A 20,457-nucleotide genomic window follows, 5' to 3' on the forward strand; every position below is an offset into this window, starting at 1 on the left:
GTAGGGTGCGGGCCGTGTCCGGGAATCAGCGTGATCTCGTCGGCTACGGGGCCGAACCGCCGCACGCCCGGTGGCCCGGCGGGGCGCGGGTCGCCGTGAGCCTCGTACTGAACTACGAGGAGGGCGCCGAGCGGAGCGTCCTGGAGGGGGACCCCGGCTCCGAGGGGTACCTGCACGAGATCGTGGGGGCGCCGCCCGTGGAGGGCGGACGGGACCTGAACGCCGAGTCGATGTTCGCCTACGGGGCGCGGGCCGGGTTCTGGCGGGTGCACCGGACGGTCGCGGCGCACGGGGTGCCGCTCACGGTCTTCGCGGCGGGCCGGGCGCTGGAGCGCAATCCCGGGGCGGCGCGGGCCATGGGGGCCGCGGGGTGGGAGGTGGCGGGGCACGGATGGCGGTGGATCGACCACCGGGACGTGCCCGAGGAGGCCGAGCGGGCCGACATCGCGCGGACGGTCGCGACGATCGGGCGGCTCGTGGGCCGCCGGCCGGTCGGGTGGTACACCGGGCGGACCAGCCCCCGTACCCGGCGGCTGGTCGCGGAGGAGGGCGGGTTCCTCTACGACTCCGACGACTACTCCGACGACCTGCCGTTCTACGTGGAGACCGGCGGGCGGCAGCAGCTCGTGGTGCCGTACGCACTCGACGCCAACGACTTCAAGTTCCTCATCGTGCACGGGTTCACGACCGCCGACGACATGCTCGCGTACCTCGTCGACACCTACGGCGCGCTGCACGCGGAGGGGGCCGAGCGGCCGCGGATGATGAGCGTCGGCCTGCACGGCCGGATCATCGGGCGGCCCGGCCGCATCCGCGCGCTCGACGGGTTCCTGCGGCACGTCGCACAGCTCGGCGGCGGGTGGGTCACCACCCGGGAGCAGATCGCGCGGCACTGGCTCTCCGCGCACCCGCCCGGGGGTCAGTAGGTCCGCAGGACCCGGTCCGGTACGGCGAACGCGGTGGCGCAGACCGGGCAGGTCGCCCGGCCGAAGAGGTACGTCAGCCCCCGGGCGACGTCCTCGTGGCCCGCCCGCTTCGCCTCGGCGTGCAGGCGGGCGGGGAGCGGGTCGAGGGCGGGCGGGTCGGCGGGGAGGAGCGGCGCCGTGGCGGGGTCGCAGATGAGGGGGTCGCCGTCCGCGGAGAAGGCCCCGTCGGGGCCGAAGGCGATGGTGAGGTCCGAGGAGCAGGCGGGGCAGTCGATCCGGTACTCCTGCTCGAACAGGCCCTCCAGGCGGCTCGCGCTCCACTCCCGTTCGCCCTCGAAGGCCAGGACGCACTGGAGGAGGTAGACGAAGGCCGGGGCGTCGTTGACCGCGGCGTCCAGCAGGCGGCGGGCGACCGGGAGGAGGGCGGCGGTCTCGGCGGCGTAGCGGGCGGTGCGCTCCTCGTCCGCCGCCGAGGCGATGAGGCCCGCCATCAGGACGGCGTCGAGGGGGGCGCCCGGCGCCCGGCCGGTGGCGATGGCCGCCAGGTGCGGGAGGGCGGGGAAGCTGTCGTCGTAGACGCTCCCCTGGTGGCACAGGTCGTCCCAGAGCTCGCTCCAGACCCGGGCGTCCTCCTCACCGCCGAGGCGGGCGAACGCGGCGGGCAGGTCTTCGGACGGGCGCACGGTCATGGAGGGGATTCTTCCGGATGGTGGTCCGGCGGCGGGAAGGGGGCCCGCCCGCAGAGGAGGAGAGGGGACGGCGGTCGCGTCGTGCGGCGCCGCCCCCCTCCTCCTCCCGGATTCCCCGTCAGTTGAACTGGCCGGCCCGGTAGTCGCCGTCGGACGGGCGCCGGGCGATGACGTTCAGCCGGTTGACCATGTTCATGAAGGAGATCAGCAGGGCGAGGGCGGTGAGCTGCTCCTCGTCGTAGTGCCGGGCCGCCTGCGCCCACGCCTCGTCGCTGACGCCGTCGGCGGCGTCAGCGATCCGGGTGCCCTCCTCCGCCAGCCGGAGCGCGGCGCGCTCGGCCCCGGTGAAGACCGTCGCCTCGCGCCAGGCGGCGACCAGGTGGGTCCGTACGGGGGTCTCGCCCGCTGCGGCGGCCTCCTTGGTGTGGATGTCGATGCAGACCGCGCAGCCGTTGAGCTGGCTCACGCGCAGCGCCACGAGCTCCTGCGTGGCGGCCGGCAGGGGCGATTCCTTGACGGCCCTGCCCGCCGCGGTGACGTGCTTGAGGGCCTTGCCGGCGGTGGCGCTGGTGAAGTAGTCGAGCCGTGCGTCCATGGTGTGCCGCTCCTTCGCGGTGGTCCGTTGGCGGATACGCCCTTCAGACGGGGCCGCCCGGCGTTCTGTGACAGGGGGCGGGGTGTGACCTGCGTCTCGTCCGGGCGTGCCGGAAGGCCGGTGCCCGGGGCGGGGCGCCGGCCTGCGCGGGCGGGCGGGGCGGGTCAGGCGGCGGGCTGGGGCTCGGGGGCGGGGGCGGGCTTCTTGTCGCGCATGACCACGGCGGCCAGCAGGGCGGCGGCGAGGAGGCCGGCGGCGCCGAGGGTGAGGGTGGTGCCCATCGAGGAGGTGAAGGCTTCACGGGCGGCTCGGACCAGGCCGGGCTCGCCGTGGGCGGCGGCCAGGGCCCCGGCGAGCGAGTGCCTGGCCTCGGCGGGGGCCCCGGCCGGCATGTTCGCCGCGTAGCCGCTGGTGAGCAGGGAGCCGAGGATGGCGATGCCGAGGGCGGTGCCGGCCTGCTGGATGGTGTCGTTCAGGGCGGAGCCGACGCCCGCCTGCTCCTCGGGGATGGTGCCCATCAGCGCGCCCACCGCGGCGGGCATGGCCAGTCCGGCGCCGAGGCCGAGGAGGCCGAGGGCGACCGCCGGGACGGTGAAGCCGGTGTCGGCGGAGACGGTGGTCAGCAGGGCGAACGAGGAGGCCATCACCAGCATGCCGGCCAGGACCAGGGGGCGGTTGCCGATCCGGGCGGCGAGGCCGGCGCCGGCGCCGTTGCCGACGAGGGCGGCGACGGCCAGCGGGACGAAGGCGAGGCCGGCCTTGAGGGGCGAGTAGCCGAGGACGAACTGCAGGTACTGGGTGAGGACCAGGAGCAGGCCTCCGTTGCCGATCTGGACGAGGGCCAGGGAGAGCGAGCCGCCGCTGAAGTTGCGGTTCTTGAAGAGGACGAGCGGGACCATCGGGGAGTCGGTGGTGTTCTCCCAGAGCACGAAGCCGACGAGGGCGACGGCGGCGACGGCCAGGACGAGGGCGGAGCGGCCGCCGAAGGCGCCGTGCTGCGGGATTTCGATGATCCACCAGACGAGGGCGGTCATACCGGTGGCGGACAGGACGGCGCCCAGCGGATCGGGCTTCTGCCAGGGGCCCTTGGACTCCGGCATCAGGGTGAGGGCGGCGACCACGGCGAGGGCGACGACGGGCACGTTGATCAGGAAGATCGAGTGCCAGGAGAACCGGTCGATCAGGACGCCGCCGAGGACGGGGCTGCCGACCAGGCCCAGCATCGAGACGGAGCCCCAGGCGGCCATGGCCTTCGGCCGTTCCTCCTCGTCGAAGACGGTGATGAGGAGGGAGAGGGTGGAGGGCATGATCAGCGCCCCGCCGACGCCCATGGCGACGCGTACCGCGATCACTTCGGCGGGATCGGCGGCGAAGGTCGCGGCGAGCGAGGCGGCGCCGAAGAGCAGCAGGCCGATCAGCATGACCCGGCGGCGGCCGAAGCGGTCGCCGAGGCTGCCGGAGGTGAGCAGGAGGCCGGCGAACACCAGGATGTAGGAGTCGAGGATCCACTGGGTGTCCTGGGCGCTCGCGTCCAGGTCGGCGGTCATGGACGGGACCGCGACCGTCAGGGCCATGGAGTCGACGGTCAGGACCAGCGTGCTCAGGCACAGCACGATCAGGATCCACCAGCGGCGTGGGGTGCGGGTTTCCATGGGGTTCCCTTTCGGCTGCGTCGGCGGGGCCGGCGCTCGGTGGTGCGTACGGCGTTGCTCGATGCGAACACCGTACGCGTAATGGAACGCTGTACGCAAGACGCTTCCGCCGTACGCAGACCACCCCCCGGCTCGAACGAGCCGGGGGGTGGCGGGCCGTGGGCGGCGGGATCGGGTCAGACGGTCGCGAGGAAGGTGCGGACGGCGTCGGCGAAGCCCTCGGGGTCGGCCTGCTGGACGAAGTGGTCGGTGTCCAGGGGGCGGTAGGAGGTACCGGGGCGGCGGGCGACCATGGCCTCGGCCTGCCCGGCGGGGAGGACCTGGCTGCGCAGGCCGTGGATCAGGAGGGCGGGGCAGTCGGTGGCGAGCCACTGCTTCCAGTGGTCCCCGTGGACGAGCGTCTCGGAGTCGACGGTGTCCCGGGGGTGGAACGGGAGCCGCCAGCCGGAGCCGTCGGGCAGCGGGCGCAGGGCGGGGCCGAGGACGGCGCCGAGGGGGCCGCAGGCGGCGGCGAGTTCCTCGCGGGTGGGCGCCGTGTAGGGGAAGCCCAGGACGAAGGCCAGGGGGCTGGCGCCGCGGTCGGGCAGCTCGGCGGCGGTGTCGACGTCGATCAGCGCCTCGACCAGCTCCGGCCGCTCGGCGGCCAGGTGGTAGGCGTTGACCGCGCCGAGGGAGTGGCCGAGGAAGACCGCGCGGTCGATGCCGAGGTGGTCGAGGAGCGCGAGGAGGTCGGCGAGGTAGCCGGCGCGGGTGTACTCGGGGGCGCGGTCGGAGTCGCCGTGGCCGCGCTGGTCGGGGGCGATCACCCGCCATTCGGGGCCGAGGGCGGCGGCCAGGGCCGTGAAGGAGGCGCCCTCGGAGAGGTGGCCGTGGAGGGCGACCAGGGGGCGGCCGGCGCCGCCGAAGTCCAGGTAGGAGAGGGCGCGGCCGTCGACGTCCAGGGTGGCGCGGGTGGGCTGGGCGGTGGCGGTCATGTCGGTGCTCCCTCGGTCCGGGTGGGTGGCGGGCTTGCCGAGATCGACTATACGCATGTCTATGACGGATGTTCAATACGCTTGTATAGAACGAAGGGCGGAGGTGTCCGGGAGAGGGGCCGGATCCGGCCGTCCCGCCCCGCGGGCTCCGGGGAGCCGCCAGCCCGCCGCGACCGGTTCGCGAGCGGGCCGCGAGGGGATCCCGAGCGGGCCCCCCGATGCTCGTCCAGCAGGGCTGGACGAGGTGGGGAGACGCAATGGGTCACTGTCCGCAGAGCGGCCGAGGAGGCCTCGACCCGCATCTCGGCCGGTATGCCGCGCGCACCGCGGGCATGACGGCCTCCGAGATCCGGGCGCTGTTCGCGGTCGCCAGCAGGCCCGAGGTGGTCTCGCTGGCCGGGGGGATGCCCCACCTGGCCGCGCTGCCGCTGGACGCCCTCGCGGCGCAGGCCGCGCAGCTCATCGCCGAGGACGGCCTGACGGCGCTCCAGTACGCCTCCGCACACGGACTTCCGCAGCTGCGGGAGCAGATCTGCGAGGTGATGGCGCTGGAGGGGGTCACCGGCCACCCCGACGAGGTCGTGGTGACGGTCGGCTCGCAGATGGGCCTCGACCTGGTGGCCCGGCTGTTCTGCGATCCGGGGGACGTGGTGCTGGCCGAGGGCCCGTCGTACGTCGGCGCGCTGGGCTCGTTCGCCGCCTACCAGGCGGAGGTCGTGCACGTCCCGGTCGACGACCGCGGACTGGTGCCGGAGGGGCTGCGGGCGGCGCTGCGGCAGGCGAGGAACGCCGGGCGGCGGGTGAAACTGCTGTACACGATCCCGAACTTCCACAACCCGTCCGGGGTGACGCTGGCCGTCGAACGGCGGGCGGAGATCCTGGAGATCTGCCGCTCGTACGGCGTGCTGGTGCTGGAGGACAACCCGTACGGGCTGCTCGGCTTCGACGGGCGGACCTACCCGGCGCTGCACTCCCTGGACCCGGAGAACGTGGTCTACCTGGGCTCGTTCTCGAAGACGTTCGCCGCCGGCCTGCGGGTCGGCTGGGTGCTCGCGCCGCAGGCGGTGCGGGAGAAGCTGGTGCTGGCCGCCGAGTCGGCCACGCTCTGCCCGCCCACGCTGAACCAGATGATCGTGTCCCGCTACCTGGCCACGCAGGACTGGCGGGGCCAGATCACGACGCTCAGGGAGGTCTACCGCGAGCGCCGCGACGCGATGCTCGGCGCGCTGGAGGAGTACCTGCCGGGGTGCGGCTGGACCGAGCCGGCCGGCGGGTTCTACGTGTGGGTCAAGGTGCCGGAGGGCGTGGACACGAGGGCGATGCTGCCGCGCGCGGTGGCCTCGCGGGTGGCGTACGCGTCGGGCACCGGTTTCTACACGAACGGGCTCGGCAGCCGCCGGATGCGGCTGTCCTACTCCTACCCCACCCCGGAGCGGATCCGTGAGGGCGTCCGCCGGCTGGCCTCGGTGCTGGACTCCGAACCGGCCCTCGCGCACGCCTCCGCCGGTACGGGCCCCCGCCGGGCGGCGGCGCCGCGGACGCTCGCACCGGAAGCGGTCTGAGCGGCCCGGGACCCCGCGGGGCAACGAGACGAAGGGACACGACGACGGTGAACAGCACCTGGTTCCGGCGCTACACCACGCCCGCGGGGAACGGGCCGCGGCTCGTGTGCTTCCCGCACGCGGGCGGCTCGGCGACGGCCTACAAGGCCCTGGCGCACGCGCTGCCCACGGACCTCGACGTGGTGTCCGTGCAGTACCCGGGACGCCAGGACCGGTTCGGGGAGGCCCCGTTCACGGACCTGGAACGGCTGGTCGAGGCGGTGTCGGGGGAACTGGCCCGCGCGCTGGCCGCGGACCCCGGACGGCCGTACGCCCTGTTCGGCCACAGCATGGGCGCGCTCGTCGCCTACGAGACGGCCCGCCGCCTGGAACGGGCCGGACTCCCCGCGCCCCGGAGGCTGTTCGTCTCCGGCCGGGGCACGCCGGACAACCCGTCCGGCGCCCACTACCGGTACTACGGGGACGCCGACGTGCTGGCCGAGGTGCGCGGGCTGAGCGGCACCGACCGGACGCTCCTCGACAACCCCGAGATCCTGGAGATGGTGCTGCCGGCGCTGCGCGCGGACTACCGGGCCGTCGGCACGTACACCTGGAGCGGGGGCGGCCCGCTGGCCGTGCCGGTGACCGCGCTGACCGGGGACCGCGACCCCGTGGTGACGGTCGCCGAGGCCCGGGCCTGGCGGGAGCACACCACGGGCGGTTTCGCCCTGGAGGTCTTCCCCGGCGGCCACTTCTACCTCGACGACCAGCCGGAGCGGATCGCCGCGGCCGTCACCGGGGGGCTGCTCGCCCCGGCCGCCGCCCCCTGACCGCGGCGGCGCACGGCTGCCGGGCCGCGGGATCCGCCGGATCCCGCGGCCCGGCCCTTGCGCGTCCGGGTCCGTCGGTGGCGGGACGGCGCCGCCGGCCGGCCGGACGGCGCCGTCGGCCGGTCAGAGGACGGCGCCGTCCCGCGTCCTCCTGCGCAGGCTCGGCCTGCTGGACCGGGCGAGGTCCTTCCACATGTCGGACAGACCGGTGACGGTGCGCGCCGCGAACAGCCTGCGGATGGTCACCTCCTGGTTCAGCTCCGCCCGGATCAGGCCCACCAGCCGGATCGCCCTCAGGGAGTTGCCGCCGAGGTCGAAGAAGTCGTCGTCGATGCCGACCCGGTCCAGTTCCAGCACCTCGGCGAACGCCGCGGCCAGGACCCGTTCGGTGTCGTTGCGCGGGGCACGGTACGTCCCGCCCTCGGCCGCCGGCTCGGGCAGCGCTGCCCGGTCCAGCCTCCCGTCCCCGGCCACCGGCAGCCGGTCCAGCACGGTGAAGACCGCCGGGACGAGGGACTCCGGCAGCCATCCGGCGGCGAAGCGGCGCAGCTCCTCGCCCGACACGGTCCGGCCGGCCGCCGGGACCACGTAGGCCACCAGCCGCTGCTGCCCGGAGCCGTCCTCCCGGACGGCCGCCGCGGACTGCGCCACCCCGGTGTGCTCGCAGAGCACCTCCTCGATCTCGGCCAGCTCGACCCGCACGCCCCGCACCTCGGCCCGGGTGCCGGGTCCGCCGACGTAGGCGAGGAGGCCGTCGGTGCCCCGGCGCACCCGGTCCCCGGTGCGGTACATGAGCGCGCCGGGCGGGCCGAACGGGCAGGGCACGAAGCGTGCGGCGGTCAGCCCGGGCCGCCCGGGGTAGCCGCGCGCCACGCCGGGTCCGGCCACGTACAGCTCGCCGACCACGCCGACCGGGACCGGTGCCAGTCCGGGCCCCAGGACGTAGAGGGCGGCGCCGTCCACCGGGTGGCCGAGCGCGCCCGCCCGGCGCACCGGTTCGTCGGCGGCCAGGACGTGGGCGGCGGCGAACACGGCCGTCTCCACCGGGCCGTGGCCGTGGACGACGGTCAGGTCGGGGCAGGCCTCCCGGACCCTGCGCAGCGCCGCCGCGGGCACGTGCTCCCCGCCGGTCCACACCTCGCGCAGCCCGGCGAGGCGTTCGGGGCGGTCGGCCGCGACCGCCGAGAACAGGCCGGCGGGCAGCCACACCGTGGAGACCGCGTTCGTCTCCCGCGCGCCGGTGAGCGCCTCGGTGAGCGCGTCGGCGTCGAGCTCGCCCGGGGGCGCCACGACCACCCGGCCGCCGTTCAGCAGCGGCGCCCAGAGTTCGAGGGCGAGGGTGGCGGAGGTGTGGGGCGCGTGCCACAGGACGGTGCCGCTGCCGCCGCGCGACCGGGTGCCCCGGACGAAGCGCGCCATGTTCCGGTGCGTGAGGGCGACCTCGGCCCCGCCGGCCGCCCCGGAGCCGGGCAGTACGGCCAGCAGGCCGTCCGGGTGCGGTGGGAGCACGGGCTGCGGGGCGGCGTCGGCGGTCTCCGCCAGGAGGTCCCCGAGGACGAGCACCTCGGTGTCCGGGCCGGCGGACTGCCGCGTGGCCGCACCGGTGAGGAGTGCGCGCGCCGGTGCGCCGCCGGCCCGCGCCGCGAGCCGCTCGGCCGGGGCCGCCGGGTCGAGGGGAAGGTAGGCCGCGCCGGCCTTGACCACGCCCAGGAGGGCGACGGCCAGGTCCGCCGAGCGGGGCAGGGCCACGGCGACGACCGTCTCGGGGCCGATGTGCCGCCGCCGCAGGGCCTCGGCGAGGCGGGTGGCGCGGGCGTCCAGTTCGCGGGAGGAGAGTGCCAGGTCGCCGGAGACCAGTGCGGTGCCGTCGGGGTCCTGCTCCACCCGGCGCGCGAACAGCTCCGCGACGGTGGCGTCCGCGTCCGGGCCGTCCGTGTCGGCGGGGGCCGCCAGGACGCGGTCGCGCTCGGCGCCCTCCAGTACGTCCAGGGCGCCGACCGGCCGCTCGGGGTCGGCGACCGCGGCGCGGATGTGGGCGATCAGCTCCTCCCCGATGAAGCGCAGTTCCGCGCGGTGGTACAGGCCCGCGGGGGCGTCGAGGCGGACGTACAGGTCGCTGTCGGCGCTGCCGTCGGTGTAGACGCCGATCGACAGCTCCTCGAAGGTGCCCGTGGTGGCGCCGGAGTAGCGCGCCGGGCTGTCGCCGAAGTGGAGCTGCTCGGCGAACTCGACGACGTTCACGACGGCGCCGAAGCTGCCGCGGCCGCTCAGCCTGGTTCCACTCGCGCGCTGGATGTCCGAGTAGTGGCAGGCGGTGTGGTCGAAGATCTCGTACGTCTCGTCGACGAGCGCGTCGGCGACCTCGGCGAAGGTCGCGCCGAGGGGGACCGCCGCCCGTACCGGGACCACGTTGACCGCCAGGCCGGGCGTCCTGCTCGCGACGCCGACCCGGTTGCTCACGGCCAGCGAGAAGAGGAACTCCGGGCGGTCGCAGCGGTGCCGCAGGAAGACCGCGGCCGCCGCGGTCAGCAGCTGCGACTTCCACACGCCCATGGAGCGGGCGGCCTCGGTCCAGGCGTCCGCCTCGGCGCGCGGGACGGTCAGCGTCCGGCTCACCATGCCGATGGTCTCGGCCACCTCGGACCAGCGGTCGGCGCTGCCGAGGGGCTCGGAGAGCGCGGTGCGCTGGGCGTCGGAGAGGGCGACGCGCGGGACCTGGGCGGGGGCGGGGGCGTCCTTGAGGTAGTCCCGCCAGAACTCCGTGTCCTCGGTGAACCGCGGGGAGGCGAGGTACTCCACCGCCTCGGCCGCGAAGGAAGCGGCGTCCCACGGGTGCTCCGGCTCCGGCACCGGTTCCCCGCGCACCAGGGCCGTGTACACCTCGGCGAGGCGGCGCGACAGCAGGCCGCCGGCACCGAAGCCGTCGGAGACGAGGTGGTGGTAGGCGATCACGAGCAGGGAGCGGGACGGGCCGAGCCGGACCACGCCGAGCCGGAACAGGAGGTCCCGCGCCAGGTCGAAGGGCCGGCGCACGAGGTCGGCCAGGGCCTCGCGCGCCGCGCGCTCGGGGTCGGGCTCGTCGCCGAGGTCGAGGAAGAACGGCTGCCAGTCCCCCAGTTCCCGGGGGACCAGCCGCAGCCCGCCGCCCTCGTCGACGAAGTTGACGCGCAGCACCTCCGCCTCGCCCATCACGTGCAGGAACGCGGATCCGATGGCCTTCCCGTCCAGCTCACCGTCCACGTCCCACATGGTCAGCGCGTGGTTGGGCGTGTCGGGCGCCATCTCCTGCGCCCGCCACATCCCTTCATGCGCGGACGACACACCGAACGAAGGCACACAGATCAACCCCTCAGCAGACGGACCCGGGAATCGGCGGAACTCGCAGATCACCCCCACCTTCGGGGAAGCCCGACGGCGGTTCAAGACACCCGGGCGCCGGCGGGACGGGCCGCTGCCGCGGGGCGTGTCCCGCCGGCGGGACACGCCCCGCGGGGCGGGACGGGCGGCCGCGCCGCCGGGGGGTCAGCGCGGTCCGGCCTGGGCCAGCGAGGCCGCGATGTGGCCGGCGATCCGTCGCGGCGAGGGCTGGCGCAGCACCAGGTTCGCCCGCAGCCGCAGTCCGGTCGAGGCGGTCAGGCGCTTGCTCAGCTCCGCCGAGAGCAGCGAGTCGAACCCGATCTCCTTGAACTCCTGGTCGGGGTCGATCGATGCGCTGGAGGCGTGGCCGAGCACGACGGCGACCTTCTCCAGGACGTGTGCGAGCACGAGCGCCCCCGCGTCCTCCTCGGAGAGGGCGGCGAGCCGGTCCGGCAGGGGGACCGAGCGGTCCTCGGCCGCGGGCCCGTCCGCCGCGGGGACCTCCTCCGGCGCCGCCACCGCCGCCGGCGCGTGCGAGGAGGCCAGCCAGTACCGCTGCCGCTGGAAGGCGTACGTCGGGAGGTCCGCCCACGAGCGCTCCCCGAAGAGGGCGTTCCAGTCCACGGACCCGCCCCGGACGTGGAGTCCGGCCAGCGAGCCGAGCACGGCCTCCACTTCGTCGCGGTCCCGCCGCGAGGAGGACAGGACCAGCGCGTCGTCGAGGTCCTCGACGATCTCCTGGACCGGGACGGTCAGCACGGGGTGCGGGCTCATCTCGACGAACACCCGGAAGCCGTCGTCGGCCATCCGCCGGACAGACGATTCGAAAAGGACCTTTTCGCGCAGGTTGTCGTACCAGTAGTCGGCGTCCAGCCGTGCGGTGTCGATGACCTCGCCGTACAGGGTGGAGTAGAAGGGGACCGCCGACGGCCCGGGGCGCACCCCGGCCAGCGGGCCGGTCACCTGCTCGCGGACCCGGGCCACGTGGTGGGAGTGCGAGGCGTAGTCGACGGCTATCCGCCGGGCCTGGACCCCGTCGGCCTTCGCCTTCTCGACGAACTCGTCGAGCGCGTCCGGCTCCCCGGACACGACCACCGAGCGGGGACCGTTGACGACGGCGACGCCCACCCGGCCGCTCCACGGGGCGAGGCGCCGCTCCACGAGGTCCGCGGACTCCGCGACCGACGCCATCCCGCCGTGGCCGATCAGGTCCACCAGGGCCCTGCTGCGCAGGGCGACGATCCGGGCGGCGTCCCGCAGGGACAGGGCGCCGCCCACGCAGGCGGCGGCGATCTCGCCCTGACTGTGTCCGACGACCGCCGCCGGCTCCACGCCCCAGGAGCGCCACAGGCCGGCCATGGAGACCATCACGGCGAACAGCGCCGGCTGGACCACGTCCACCCGGTCCAGGGAGGGCGCCCCCTCCGCCCCGTGCACCACGTCGAGCAGCGACCAGTCCACCCACTCGGACAGGGCCTCGGCGCAGGCGTCGAGCTGCCGGGCGAAGACCGGGAAGGCCGCGTACAGCTGCCGTCCCATGCCGGCCCACTGCGAGCCCTGGCCGGGGAAGACGAAGGCCACGCCGCCGGGCTTCCCGGCCGCGCCCCGCACCACCGCGGGCGACTCCGTGCCCACGGCGAGCGCGTCGAGGCCGCCCAGCAGCCCGTCGCGGCCGCGGCCCAGCACCACCGCGCGGTGCTCGAACCGCGACCGGTGCGACACCAGCGACGCGCCGATGGCGGCCGGGTCCGCCTGCGGGTCGGCGGCGAGCAGCTCCCGCAGCCTGCGCGCCTGGCCCTCCAGGGCGGCCGGGGTCCTGCCCGAGAGCACCCACGGCACCAGCCCGCCGGCGACCTCCGGGCCCGGGGCGGTCCGCTGCGCCGGCTCCTGCGCGGGAGCCTCCTCCAGGATGACGTGGGCGTTGGTGCCGCTGACCCCGAACGAGGAGACCCCGGCCCGCCGCGGGCCGTCCGCCCGGGTCCACTCGCGGCCCTCCACCAGCAGCTCGACGCCGCCGGAGGACCAGTCGACGTGCCGTGTGGGCTCCCCCACGTGGAGGGTCTTCGGCAGGTGGCCGTGGCGCATGGCCATCACGGCCTTGATGACCCCGCCCACCCCGGCGGCGGCCTGGGCGTGGCCCATGTTCGACTTGAGGGAGCCCAGCCACAGCGGGCGGCCCTCGTGCCGGTCCCCGCCGTAGGCGGCGAGCAGGGCGTCGGCCTCGATGGGGTCGCCCAGCACGGTCCCGGTGCCGTGGGCCTCGACCAGGTCCACGTCGGCGGGCGCGACCCCGGCGTTCGCCAGGGCCCGGCGGATCACCTTCTCCTGGGCGCGGCCGTTGGGGGCGGTCAGGCCGTTGCTGGCGCCGTCCTGGTTGACGGCGGAGCCGCGGACGAGGGCGAGCACCGGGTGGCCGTTGCGGCGGGCGTCGGACAGCCGCTCCAGCAGCAGGACGCCCACGCCCTCGGCCCAGCCGGTGCCGTCGGCCCCGTCCGCGAAGGCCTTGCAGCGGCCGTCGGGCGAGAGCGCGCCCTGCCGGGCGAACTCCACGAAGGCGGCGGGCGAGGACATCACCAGCGCCCCGCCGGCCAGGGCGAGGGAGCACTCCCCCGCCCGCAGCGACTGCACCGCCATGTGCAGGGCCACCAGCGAGGACGAGCAGGCCGTGTCCAGGGACACCGCCGGCCCGGTCAGCCCCAGCTCGTACGCCACCCGGCCGGAGGCCACGCTCAGCGAGCTCCCGTACAGCAGGTAGCCCTCCAGTTCGCTGCGGCCCGCCTCCAGGAAGCGCCACCCGTACTCGGTCGAGCTCACCCCGGAGAAGACCCCGACCTCGTCGCCGCGGACGTCCGCGGGGACGATGCCGGCCCGTTCGAAGGCCTCCCACGAGGTCTCCAGCAGCAGGCGCTGCTGCGGGTCGGTCGCCAGCGCCTCGCGGGGGCTGATGCCGAAGAACTCGGCGTCGAAGCCGGCCGCGTCCGCCAGGAACCCTCCGTGGCGCACGTAGGCGCTGCCCGCGGCGTCGGGGTCCGGGTCGTACACGTCGCGCCAGCCGCGGTCCGCGGGGAAGGCGCCGACGACGTCCCGGCCGTCGCGGACCACCTCCCACAGCTCCTCGGGCGAGGAGACGCCCCCCGGGTAGCGGCAGGCCATGGACACCACGGCGATCGGCTCGCCCCGGCCGGCCCTGAGCGCCTCGTTCTCCTGGCGGAGGCGGTCGCGTTCCTCGATCAGCGTGCGCAGCGCCCGCTGGACCCGGTCCGCGCCCTCCGCCGGCTTGTCCGCGGAGTCGGTCATGTCACTACCTCTTCTCATCCAGGGCCAGGTCGAGCAGCGCGTCCAGGTCCATCCCCGCCAGTTCCTCCGCGCCGGCGGCCCCGTCCGCCGGCTCCGCGGCGCCCCCCGCCGCGGTCGGCTCGGCGCAGGCCAGGACGGCTTCCAGGAGGCCGGCCCGGCGCAGGGCGTCGACGGGGACGTTCCGCAGCGCTTCCCGGATCTCCGCGTCCCGCGCCTCCTGCGGGTCCGCCGCGGGGCGCAGCAGGCCGAGGAGGTGCGGGCCCAGCTCGCGCGGGGTCGGGTAGCTGAAGACGAGCGTGGACGGCAGGCGCAGTCCGGTCGCGGCGGCGAGGCGGTTGCACAGTTCGACGGCGGTCAGCGAGTCGAATCCGAGCTGGGTGAAGGGCTGGTCGGCGTCGACGGCCGTGCCGGCCGGGTGGCCGAGCACGACGGCGGCCTGGTCGCGGACCCAGTCCAGGACGGCCTCCTGCGCCTCCGGGGCCGGCAGGGCCGCCAGCCCGGCGGGCAGCCCGGCGCGGCTCCCGTCCGGGGCCGTGCCCGTCCTGCCGCGGCGGGGGCGGCCGCCGCCGGCGAGGCCGCGCAGGAGCGGCGGCAGCCCGCCGGCCCCGCCCGGCAGGCCGGCGAGGTCCACGCGGGCCGGGATGAGGACCGGGCGGTCGCCCGCGCAGGCCGCGTCGAACAGGGCCAGGGCCTCGGGGGTCGGCATGGGGGCGATGCCCATCCGGCGCAGCCGGGACAGGTCGGCCCGGCCCAGGTCCCCGGTCATGCCGCTGCTCTGCTCCCACCAGCCCCAGCACAGCGAGGTGCCGGGCAGGCCGGCGGCCCTGCGCTGCGCCGCCAGGCCGTCCAGGAAGCCGTTGGCCGCGGCGTAGTTGGCCTGTCCGGCGGTCCCGATCGTGCCGGCGAGGGCGGAGAACGGGAGGAACGCCGACAGGGTGCGCTCCCGGGTCAGCTCGTGCAGGTGGACCGCGCCGGCGACCTTGGCGCGCAGCACGCGGTGGAGGCCCTCGGCGGTCAGCGACTCGACGGTGCCGTCGGCCAGGACGCCCGCCGCGTGGACGACGGCGGTCAGCGGCCGGCCGGGGGGCATGTCCGCGAGCAGGCCGGCGACGGCGGCCCGGTCGGCGATGTCGCAGGCCGCGACGCGGACGGCGGCGCCGGCCGCCTCCAGCTCCGCGACCAGCGCGGGCACCCCGTCGGCCGCCGGTCCCCGGCGGCTGGCCAGCACCAGGCTGCGCACGCCGTGTCCGGCGACCAGGTGCCGGGCCACGAGCGAGCCCACGCCGCCGGTCCCGCCGGTGACCAGGACGGTGCCGCCGCCGAAGCCGCCGCCCACGTCGAGGACCAGCTTGCCGGTGTGGCGGCCCCGGCTCATCTCCCGGAACGCCGCGCGCGCGTCGCGGACGTCGCGGACGGAGACCGGGCCCAGCCGTACGGCGCCCTCGGCGAACAGTTCCATGACCGCGCGGAACATCGACCGGAGGGCGTCCGGGCCGGCCGAGCCGTAGAGGTCGAAGGCCTGGTAGTCGACCCCGGGGTGGTCGGCGGCCACCTGCCGGGGGTCCCGGATGTCCGTCTTGCCCATCTCGATGAAGTGCCCGCCGTGCGGCAGGAGTTCCAGCGAGGCGTCGACGAAGGCGTGCGCGAGGGAGTTCAGGACCACGTCCACGCCGCGGCCGCCCGTGGAGTCGAGGAACTTCTGCGCGAAGTGCAGGTCGCGCGAGGAGGCCAGGTGGGCGTCGTCCAGGCCCTGGGCGCGCAGGGCGGGCCACTTGGCGGGACTGGCGGTCGCGTAGACCTCGGCGCCGACGTGCCGGGCGAGCTGCACGGCGGCCGTGCCGACGCCGCCCGCCGCGGAGTGGATGAGGATGCGCTGCCCCTTCCGCAGCCGCATCACGTGGAAGAGGGCGTAGTAGGCGGTGAGGAAGGTGCTCGGTACGGACGCCGCCTCGGCGTGGCTCCATCCGTCGGGGACGGGGGCCAGCAGGCGGTGGTCCGCCACGGCCACCGGGCCGAAGGCGCCGGGGAAGATGCCGGTCACCCGGTCGCCCGGCCGGAAGGCGGTCACGTCGTCGGCCGTCTCCAGGACGGTGCCGGAGCCCTCGCTGCCGAGCCCGGCGTCGAAGGCGGTCCGGTCGATGAGCCCGAGGGCGATCGTGACGTCGCGGAAGTTGAGGCCCGCGGCCTGGACGGCGATGCGCACCTGGCCGCTCTCCAGGGGCGCCTCCACCTCGGGGCAGGGGACCCAGGCGAGGTTCTCCAGGGTGCCCTTCCGGGGGATGCCCAGCCGGTGGGCGCCGTCCGGGGGCGGTGCGAGCCGCCCGTCCGCGGGTGCGACCGGAACCATGCGGGGGACGAGGAGGGCTCCGGCGCGCAGCGCCAGCTCGTCCTCGTCGAGCCGCAGGGCGTCCGGGAGGCCGGCCCGGGAGGCTTCCTCGTCGTCGACGTCGACGAGCCGGAACCTGCCGGGGTGCTCGGTCCGGGCGGAGCGGACCAGGCCCCACGCGGAGGCTCCGGGGAGGCTCTCGACGCCCTCCCCGGCGGCGGTGGCCTGGGCCAGGCGGGTGAGCACCACCAGCGTGGTGGCGGCGAGCCGTTCGTCGGCGAGGAACCGCTGCACCCGGTCCAGGAGGCGCTCGCCGGCGTCGCCGACCGCGGTGGCGGGGTCGGCCCCGGGGGTGACGAGGTCGTCCAGGCGGAGCACGAGGTGGCGGGGGGCGTCGTCGCCGCCGGGCACCTCGGCGAGGGAGGCGTGGAGCGCGACGGGCGCGTCGCCGGCCGCGGCGAGCCGGGCGCCCGGGCCGTCCGCGGTGCCGAGCACGGCCCACGGCGCGGGGGCGGTGTCCGGCGCGGCCTGCGGGGCCGGGAGCCAGTCGAGTCCGTACAGCGGGCGCTCGCCCGCTCCGCGCGCCGCGCGCACCTGTTCGGCGACGGCGGGGCGGAAGGTCAGCGCGTCGACGCGGGCGGTCCCGCGGCCCCGCTCGTCGGCGAGGAGCAGGGACACGACGCCTTCGCCGCGGGGGGTGAGGCGGACGCGGACGGTCGGGCCGCACTCCCCGGCGAGGGTCGCGCCGGACCACGAGAAGGGCATCCAGCCCTGCTCGTCGGTGACGGTGAGGACGCCGCCGACGACCACGGCGTGGAGCAGGGTGTCGGTGAGCGCCGGGTGGAGGGCGAAGCCGCCGCCCGCCGCCCCGGCGTCCTCGGGGAGGGTGGCGAGGGCGAAGAGGTCCTCGCCGCGGCGCCAGACCTCGCGCAGCCCGCGGAACGCCGGGCCGTAGTCGAAGCCGCGGTCGGCGAGGGAGTCGTAGAGGCCGTCGAAGGCGAGCCGTTCGGCACCGGCCGGGGGCCACGCGGACAGCGGCGGCCCGGCGTCGGCCGGTCCGGCGTCGGCCGGTCCGGCGTCGGCCGGTCCGGCGTCGGGTTCCAGGCCGCCCATGGCGTGGCGGGTCCAGCCGTCGGCGTCCGCGCCGTCCTCGGCGGGGCGGGCGTACACGTCCAGGGAGCGGCGTCCCGTCCCGTCCGGCGCGCCGACGACGACCCGCACCTGCACGCCGCCCTCGTCGGGCAGGACCAGGGGGACCTCCAGGGAGAGTTCCCCGACCGCCGGGCAGCCGACGCGCCCGCCCACCGACAGGGCCAGGTCCAGGTAGGCGGTGGCCGGGACGACGACGGAGTCGAAGACGGCGTGGTCGGCGAGCCAGCCGTGGGTGCGCAGGGACCACAGGCCGGTGAAGACCGTCTCCCCGGTGCCGGGGTGGTCCACGGCGGCGCCGAGCAGCGGGTGCCCGGGGGCCTCCAGGCCGGCGGAGGCCACGTCCGCCGGGGCGGTCCCGGCCTGGAAGTCCAGCCAGTGGCGCTGGTGCTGGAACGCGTACGTGGGGAGGTCCACCGGCGGGTGCGTGCCCGTGAGGGCCGTCCAGTCCACGGCCGCGCCGCGGACGTGGAGTGCGGCCAGGGCGCCGGCCAGGCCCTCGGCCGGGCCGCGGCCCCGGCGCGAGGAGGCCACGACGAGGGCGTCGACGCCCTCTGCGGTGAAGGCGTCCTGGGTGAGGCCCGCCAGCGTGGAGCCGGGGCCGACCTCGACGAAGACCTGTGCTCCGGCCCCGCGGGTGCGCTCGACGGCGTCGTGGAAGCGCACGGGCGCGCGGACGTGCTCCACCCAGTGCGCGGCGGAGGTCAGCTCCGCGGCGGTGGCCTCGCGGCCCAGGAGGGTGGAGACGACGGGGATCGAGGGCCCGTCGCCGGCGGGGAAGGCGGGCAGGGCCGCGGCGAACTCCTCCAGGACCGGGTCCATGAGCGGGGAGTGGAAGGCGTGGTCGACCGGGAGGAGCCTGGCGGAGCGGCCGTCGGCGACGAGCCGGTCGCGCAGGTCGTGGACCTCCTCGCGCAGGCCCGAGACCACCACGGACGCGGGGCCGTTGACGGCCGCGACGCCGACCCGGGCGTAGCGGGCGAGCAGTTCGCCGGCCTCGGCCTCCGGGACGCGGACGGCCAGCATGGCGCCGCGCTCGGTGACGGCCTGCATGGTCCGGCCGCGGGCGGCCACGATCCGGGTCGCGGTGTCCAGGTCGAGCGCCCCGGACACGTGGGCGGCGGCGATCTCGCCGACCGAGTGGCCGATCAGGCGGTCGGGCCGCGGGCCGTAGCGGGTCAGGGTCCGGTACAGGGCGACCTGGAGGGCGAACAGCGCGGGCTGCATGACGTCCGTGCGGTCGGCGCCCTGCGGTTCGTCGGCGAGGAGGAGCGGCTTCAGGGCGAAGGGCAGGTGCGCGTCGAAGCGGGCGCAGACCTCGTCGAGGGTCTGCGCGAAGACGGGGTAGGCGGCGCAGAGCTCGCGGGCCGCGCCGGTCCACTGCGCCCCCTGGCCGGGGAACATGAAGACGGTGCCGCCCGTCTCCGCGGCCGCGCCGCGCACCACCGCGGGGTTCTCCGCTCCCTCGGCGAGCGAGGCGAGGGCGTCCAGCAGCCCCTCGCGGTCGCGGCCCAGGACGACGGCGCGGTGCTCGAACCGCGCCCGGTCCGACACCAGCGCGGCGGCGATGGCGGCGGGGTCCGCGCCGGGGTCGGCGGCGGCGAAGGCGCGCAGCCGCGCGGCCTGGGCCCGCAGGGCCTGTTCCGACCGGGCCGACAGCACCCACGGCAGCAGGCCGACCGCGCCGGGCGGCACCCGGTCGGCGGGCCCGGGGGCGGCCTCCTCCTCGGGGGCCTGTTCGAGGATCAGGTGGGCGTTGGTGCCGCTGGCGCCGAAGCTGGACACGCCGGCCCGCCGGGGGCGTCCGGGCGCGCCGTGCCACGCGCGGGCCTGCGTGAGCAGTTCGACCGCGCCGGCCGACCAGTCCACGTGGGTCGAGGGCCGGTCCACGTGCAGGGTGCGGGGCATGACCCCGTGCCGCATCGCCATGATCATCTTGATGATGCCGCCGACGCCCGCGGCGGCCTGGGTGTGGCCGATGTTCGACTTCAGCGAGCCCAGCCACAGCGGGTTGCCCGGCTCCCGGTCCTGCCCGTAGGTGGCCAGCAGGGCCTGCGCCTCGATGGGGTCGCCGAGGGTGGTGCCGGTCCCGTGCGCCTCGACGACGTCGACGTCGCCGCTCTGGAGGCGGGCGTCGGCCAGGGCGGCCCGGATCACCCGCTGCTGGGCGGGACCGCTCGGTGCGGTCAGGCCGTTGGAGGCGCCGTCCTGGTTGACGGCGGAGCCGCGGATGACCGCCCAGATCCGGCGCCCGTTGCGCCTCGCGTCGGAGAGCCGTTCGAGGACCAGCATCCCGACGCCCTCGGAGAAGCCGGTGCCGTCCGCCGCGTCGGCGAACGCCTTGCACCGGCCGTCGGCCGACAGGCCCCGCTGCCGCGCGAACTCGCGGAACACCTGGGGCGTCGCCATGACGGTGACCCCGCCGGCGAGGGCGAGCCCGCACTCGCGCCGGCGCAGCGACTGCACCGCCTGGTGCACCGTCACCAGCGAGGAGGAGCAGGCGGTGTCGGTGGAGACGGCCGGCCCCTCCAGGCCGAGCGCGTACGACACCCGGCCGGAGGCCACGCTCAGCAGGGAGCCGGTCTGCGCGTATCCCGAGATGACCTCGGGGGTGACGTGGTGGTTGCCGTAGCCGAAGTAGGCGAGGCCGGCGAACACTCCGGTGTCGCTGCCGCGCAGGGTGTGCGGGTCGATCCCGGCCCGCTCCAGGGACTCCCAGGAGGTCTCCAGGAGCAGCCGCTGCTGCGGGTCGGCGGCCAGCGCCTCGCGCGGGTTGATCTCGAAGAACTCGGCGTCGAAGTCGCCGGCGCCGTCCAGGAACCCGCCCGAGCGGGTGTAGCAGGTGCCCGGGCGGTCCGGGTCCGGGTCGTAGAGGCCCTCCAGGTCCCAGTGGCGGTCCTGCGGGAACTCCGAGACGGCGTCCGCGCCCGTCCGCACCAGCTCCCACAGCTCCTCCGGGGAGTGCGCGCCACCCGGGAAGCGGCAGGCGACGCCCACCACCGCGACGGGCTCGGCGGCGGCGTCCGTCAGCTCCTGGAGGCGTCCCCGCGTCTCGATCAGCTCGATCGACGTCCGCCTGAGGTATTCGAGGACATCGGCGCTGTTGTCGTTCGTCATCGCT

The 20,457-nt window shown here is 76.1% G+C and carries 10 protein-coding genes; 3 read left to right on the forward strand and 7 right to left on the reverse strand.

Translation table 11 applies throughout. The features are described from left to right. The first annotated feature begins 14 nt into the window (after positions 1-14). On the forward strand, positions 15-926 hold the full coding sequence (puuE, locus tag AB0469_RS37235) for an allantoinase PuuE (protein ID WP_366456004.1): 912 nt from the start codon (positions 15-17) through the stop codon (positions 924-926). Here the strand turns inward: puuE and AB0469_RS37240 are convergent. The 4 genes from AB0469_RS37240 to AB0469_RS37255 form a co-directional block, all read right to left on the reverse strand. Next, positions 920-1,615, reverse strand: a complete 696-nt coding sequence (locus AB0469_RS37240; protein WP_366456005.1) for a hypothetical protein — start codon at positions 1,613-1,615, stop codon at positions 920-922. The genes puuE and AB0469_RS37240 overlap by 7 nt on opposite strands. Before the next feature lie 118 nt (positions 1,616-1,733). Then, entirely contained in the window at positions 1,734-2,210 is a 477-nt protein-coding gene (locus AB0469_RS37245) for a carboxymuconolactone decarboxylase family protein (RefSeq protein WP_366456007.1), read from the reverse strand. A 164-nt stretch (positions 2,211-2,374) separates the two neighbouring features. After that, positions 2,375-3,862 carry an MFS transporter gene (locus tag AB0469_RS37250; protein WP_366456008.1) on the reverse strand — a complete coding sequence of 496 codons (1,488 nt, stop codon included), beginning with the start codon at positions 3,860-3,862 and terminating at the stop codon, positions 2,375-2,377. Positions 3,863-4,038: 176 nt separating this feature from the next. Beyond that, the gene (locus tag AB0469_RS37255) at positions 4,039-4,893 is read right to left on the reverse strand and encodes an alpha/beta hydrolase (RefSeq protein WP_366456009.1); all 855 of its coding nucleotides are present in this window, start codon (positions 4,891-4,893) and stop codon (positions 4,039-4,041) included. Between the two features lie 200 nt (positions 4,894-5,093). On the opposite strand from AB0469_RS37255, the gene AB0469_RS37260 reads away from it, so the two are divergent. Together AB0469_RS37260 and AB0469_RS37265 are read left to right on the forward strand one after the other, a co-directional pair. After that, positions 5,094-6,398, forward strand: coding sequence for a PLP-dependent aminotransferase family protein (locus AB0469_RS37260; protein WP_366456010.1), 1,305 nt, complete (start codon positions 5,094-5,096; stop codon positions 6,396-6,398). A 47-nt stretch (positions 6,399-6,445) separates the two neighbouring features. Beyond that, complete coding sequence (locus AB0469_RS37265) at positions 6,446-7,207, forward strand: alpha/beta fold hydrolase (protein ID WP_366456011.1); 762 nt, start codon at positions 6,446-6,448, stop codon at positions 7,205-7,207. A 123-nt stretch (positions 7,208-7,330) separates the two neighbouring features. Here AB0469_RS37265 and AB0469_RS37270 read toward each other — a convergent pair whose 3' ends face one another. From AB0469_RS37270 to AB0469_RS37280, 3 genes are read right to left on the reverse strand one after another with little or no spacing between them, the layout of a single operon-like run. Beyond that, complete coding sequence (locus AB0469_RS37270; protein WP_366456012.1) at positions 7,331-10,690, reverse strand: AMP-binding protein; 3,360 nt, start codon at positions 10,688-10,690, stop codon at positions 7,331-7,333. Positions 10,691-10,729: 39 nt separating this feature from the next. Next, positions 10,730-13,861 carry an acyltransferase domain-containing protein gene (locus AB0469_RS37275; RefSeq protein ID WP_366456013.1) on the reverse strand — a complete coding sequence of 1,044 codons (3,132 nt, stop codon included), beginning with the start codon at positions 13,859-13,861 and terminating at the stop codon, positions 10,730-10,732. A 4-nt stretch (positions 13,862-13,865) separates the two neighbouring features. Further along, positions 13,866-20,453 carry a type I polyketide synthase gene (locus AB0469_RS37280; RefSeq protein ID WP_366456014.1) on the reverse strand — a complete coding sequence of 2,196 codons (6,588 nt, stop codon included), beginning with the start codon at positions 20,451-20,453 and terminating at the stop codon, positions 13,866-13,868. Positions 20,454-20,457: the final 4 nt, after the last annotated feature.

Origin of the sequence: Streptomyces sp. NPDC093801 (genome assembly GCF_040701585.1) — a bacterium.
GTDB lineage: Bacteria > Actinomycetota > Actinomycetes > Streptomycetales > Streptomycetaceae > Streptomyces.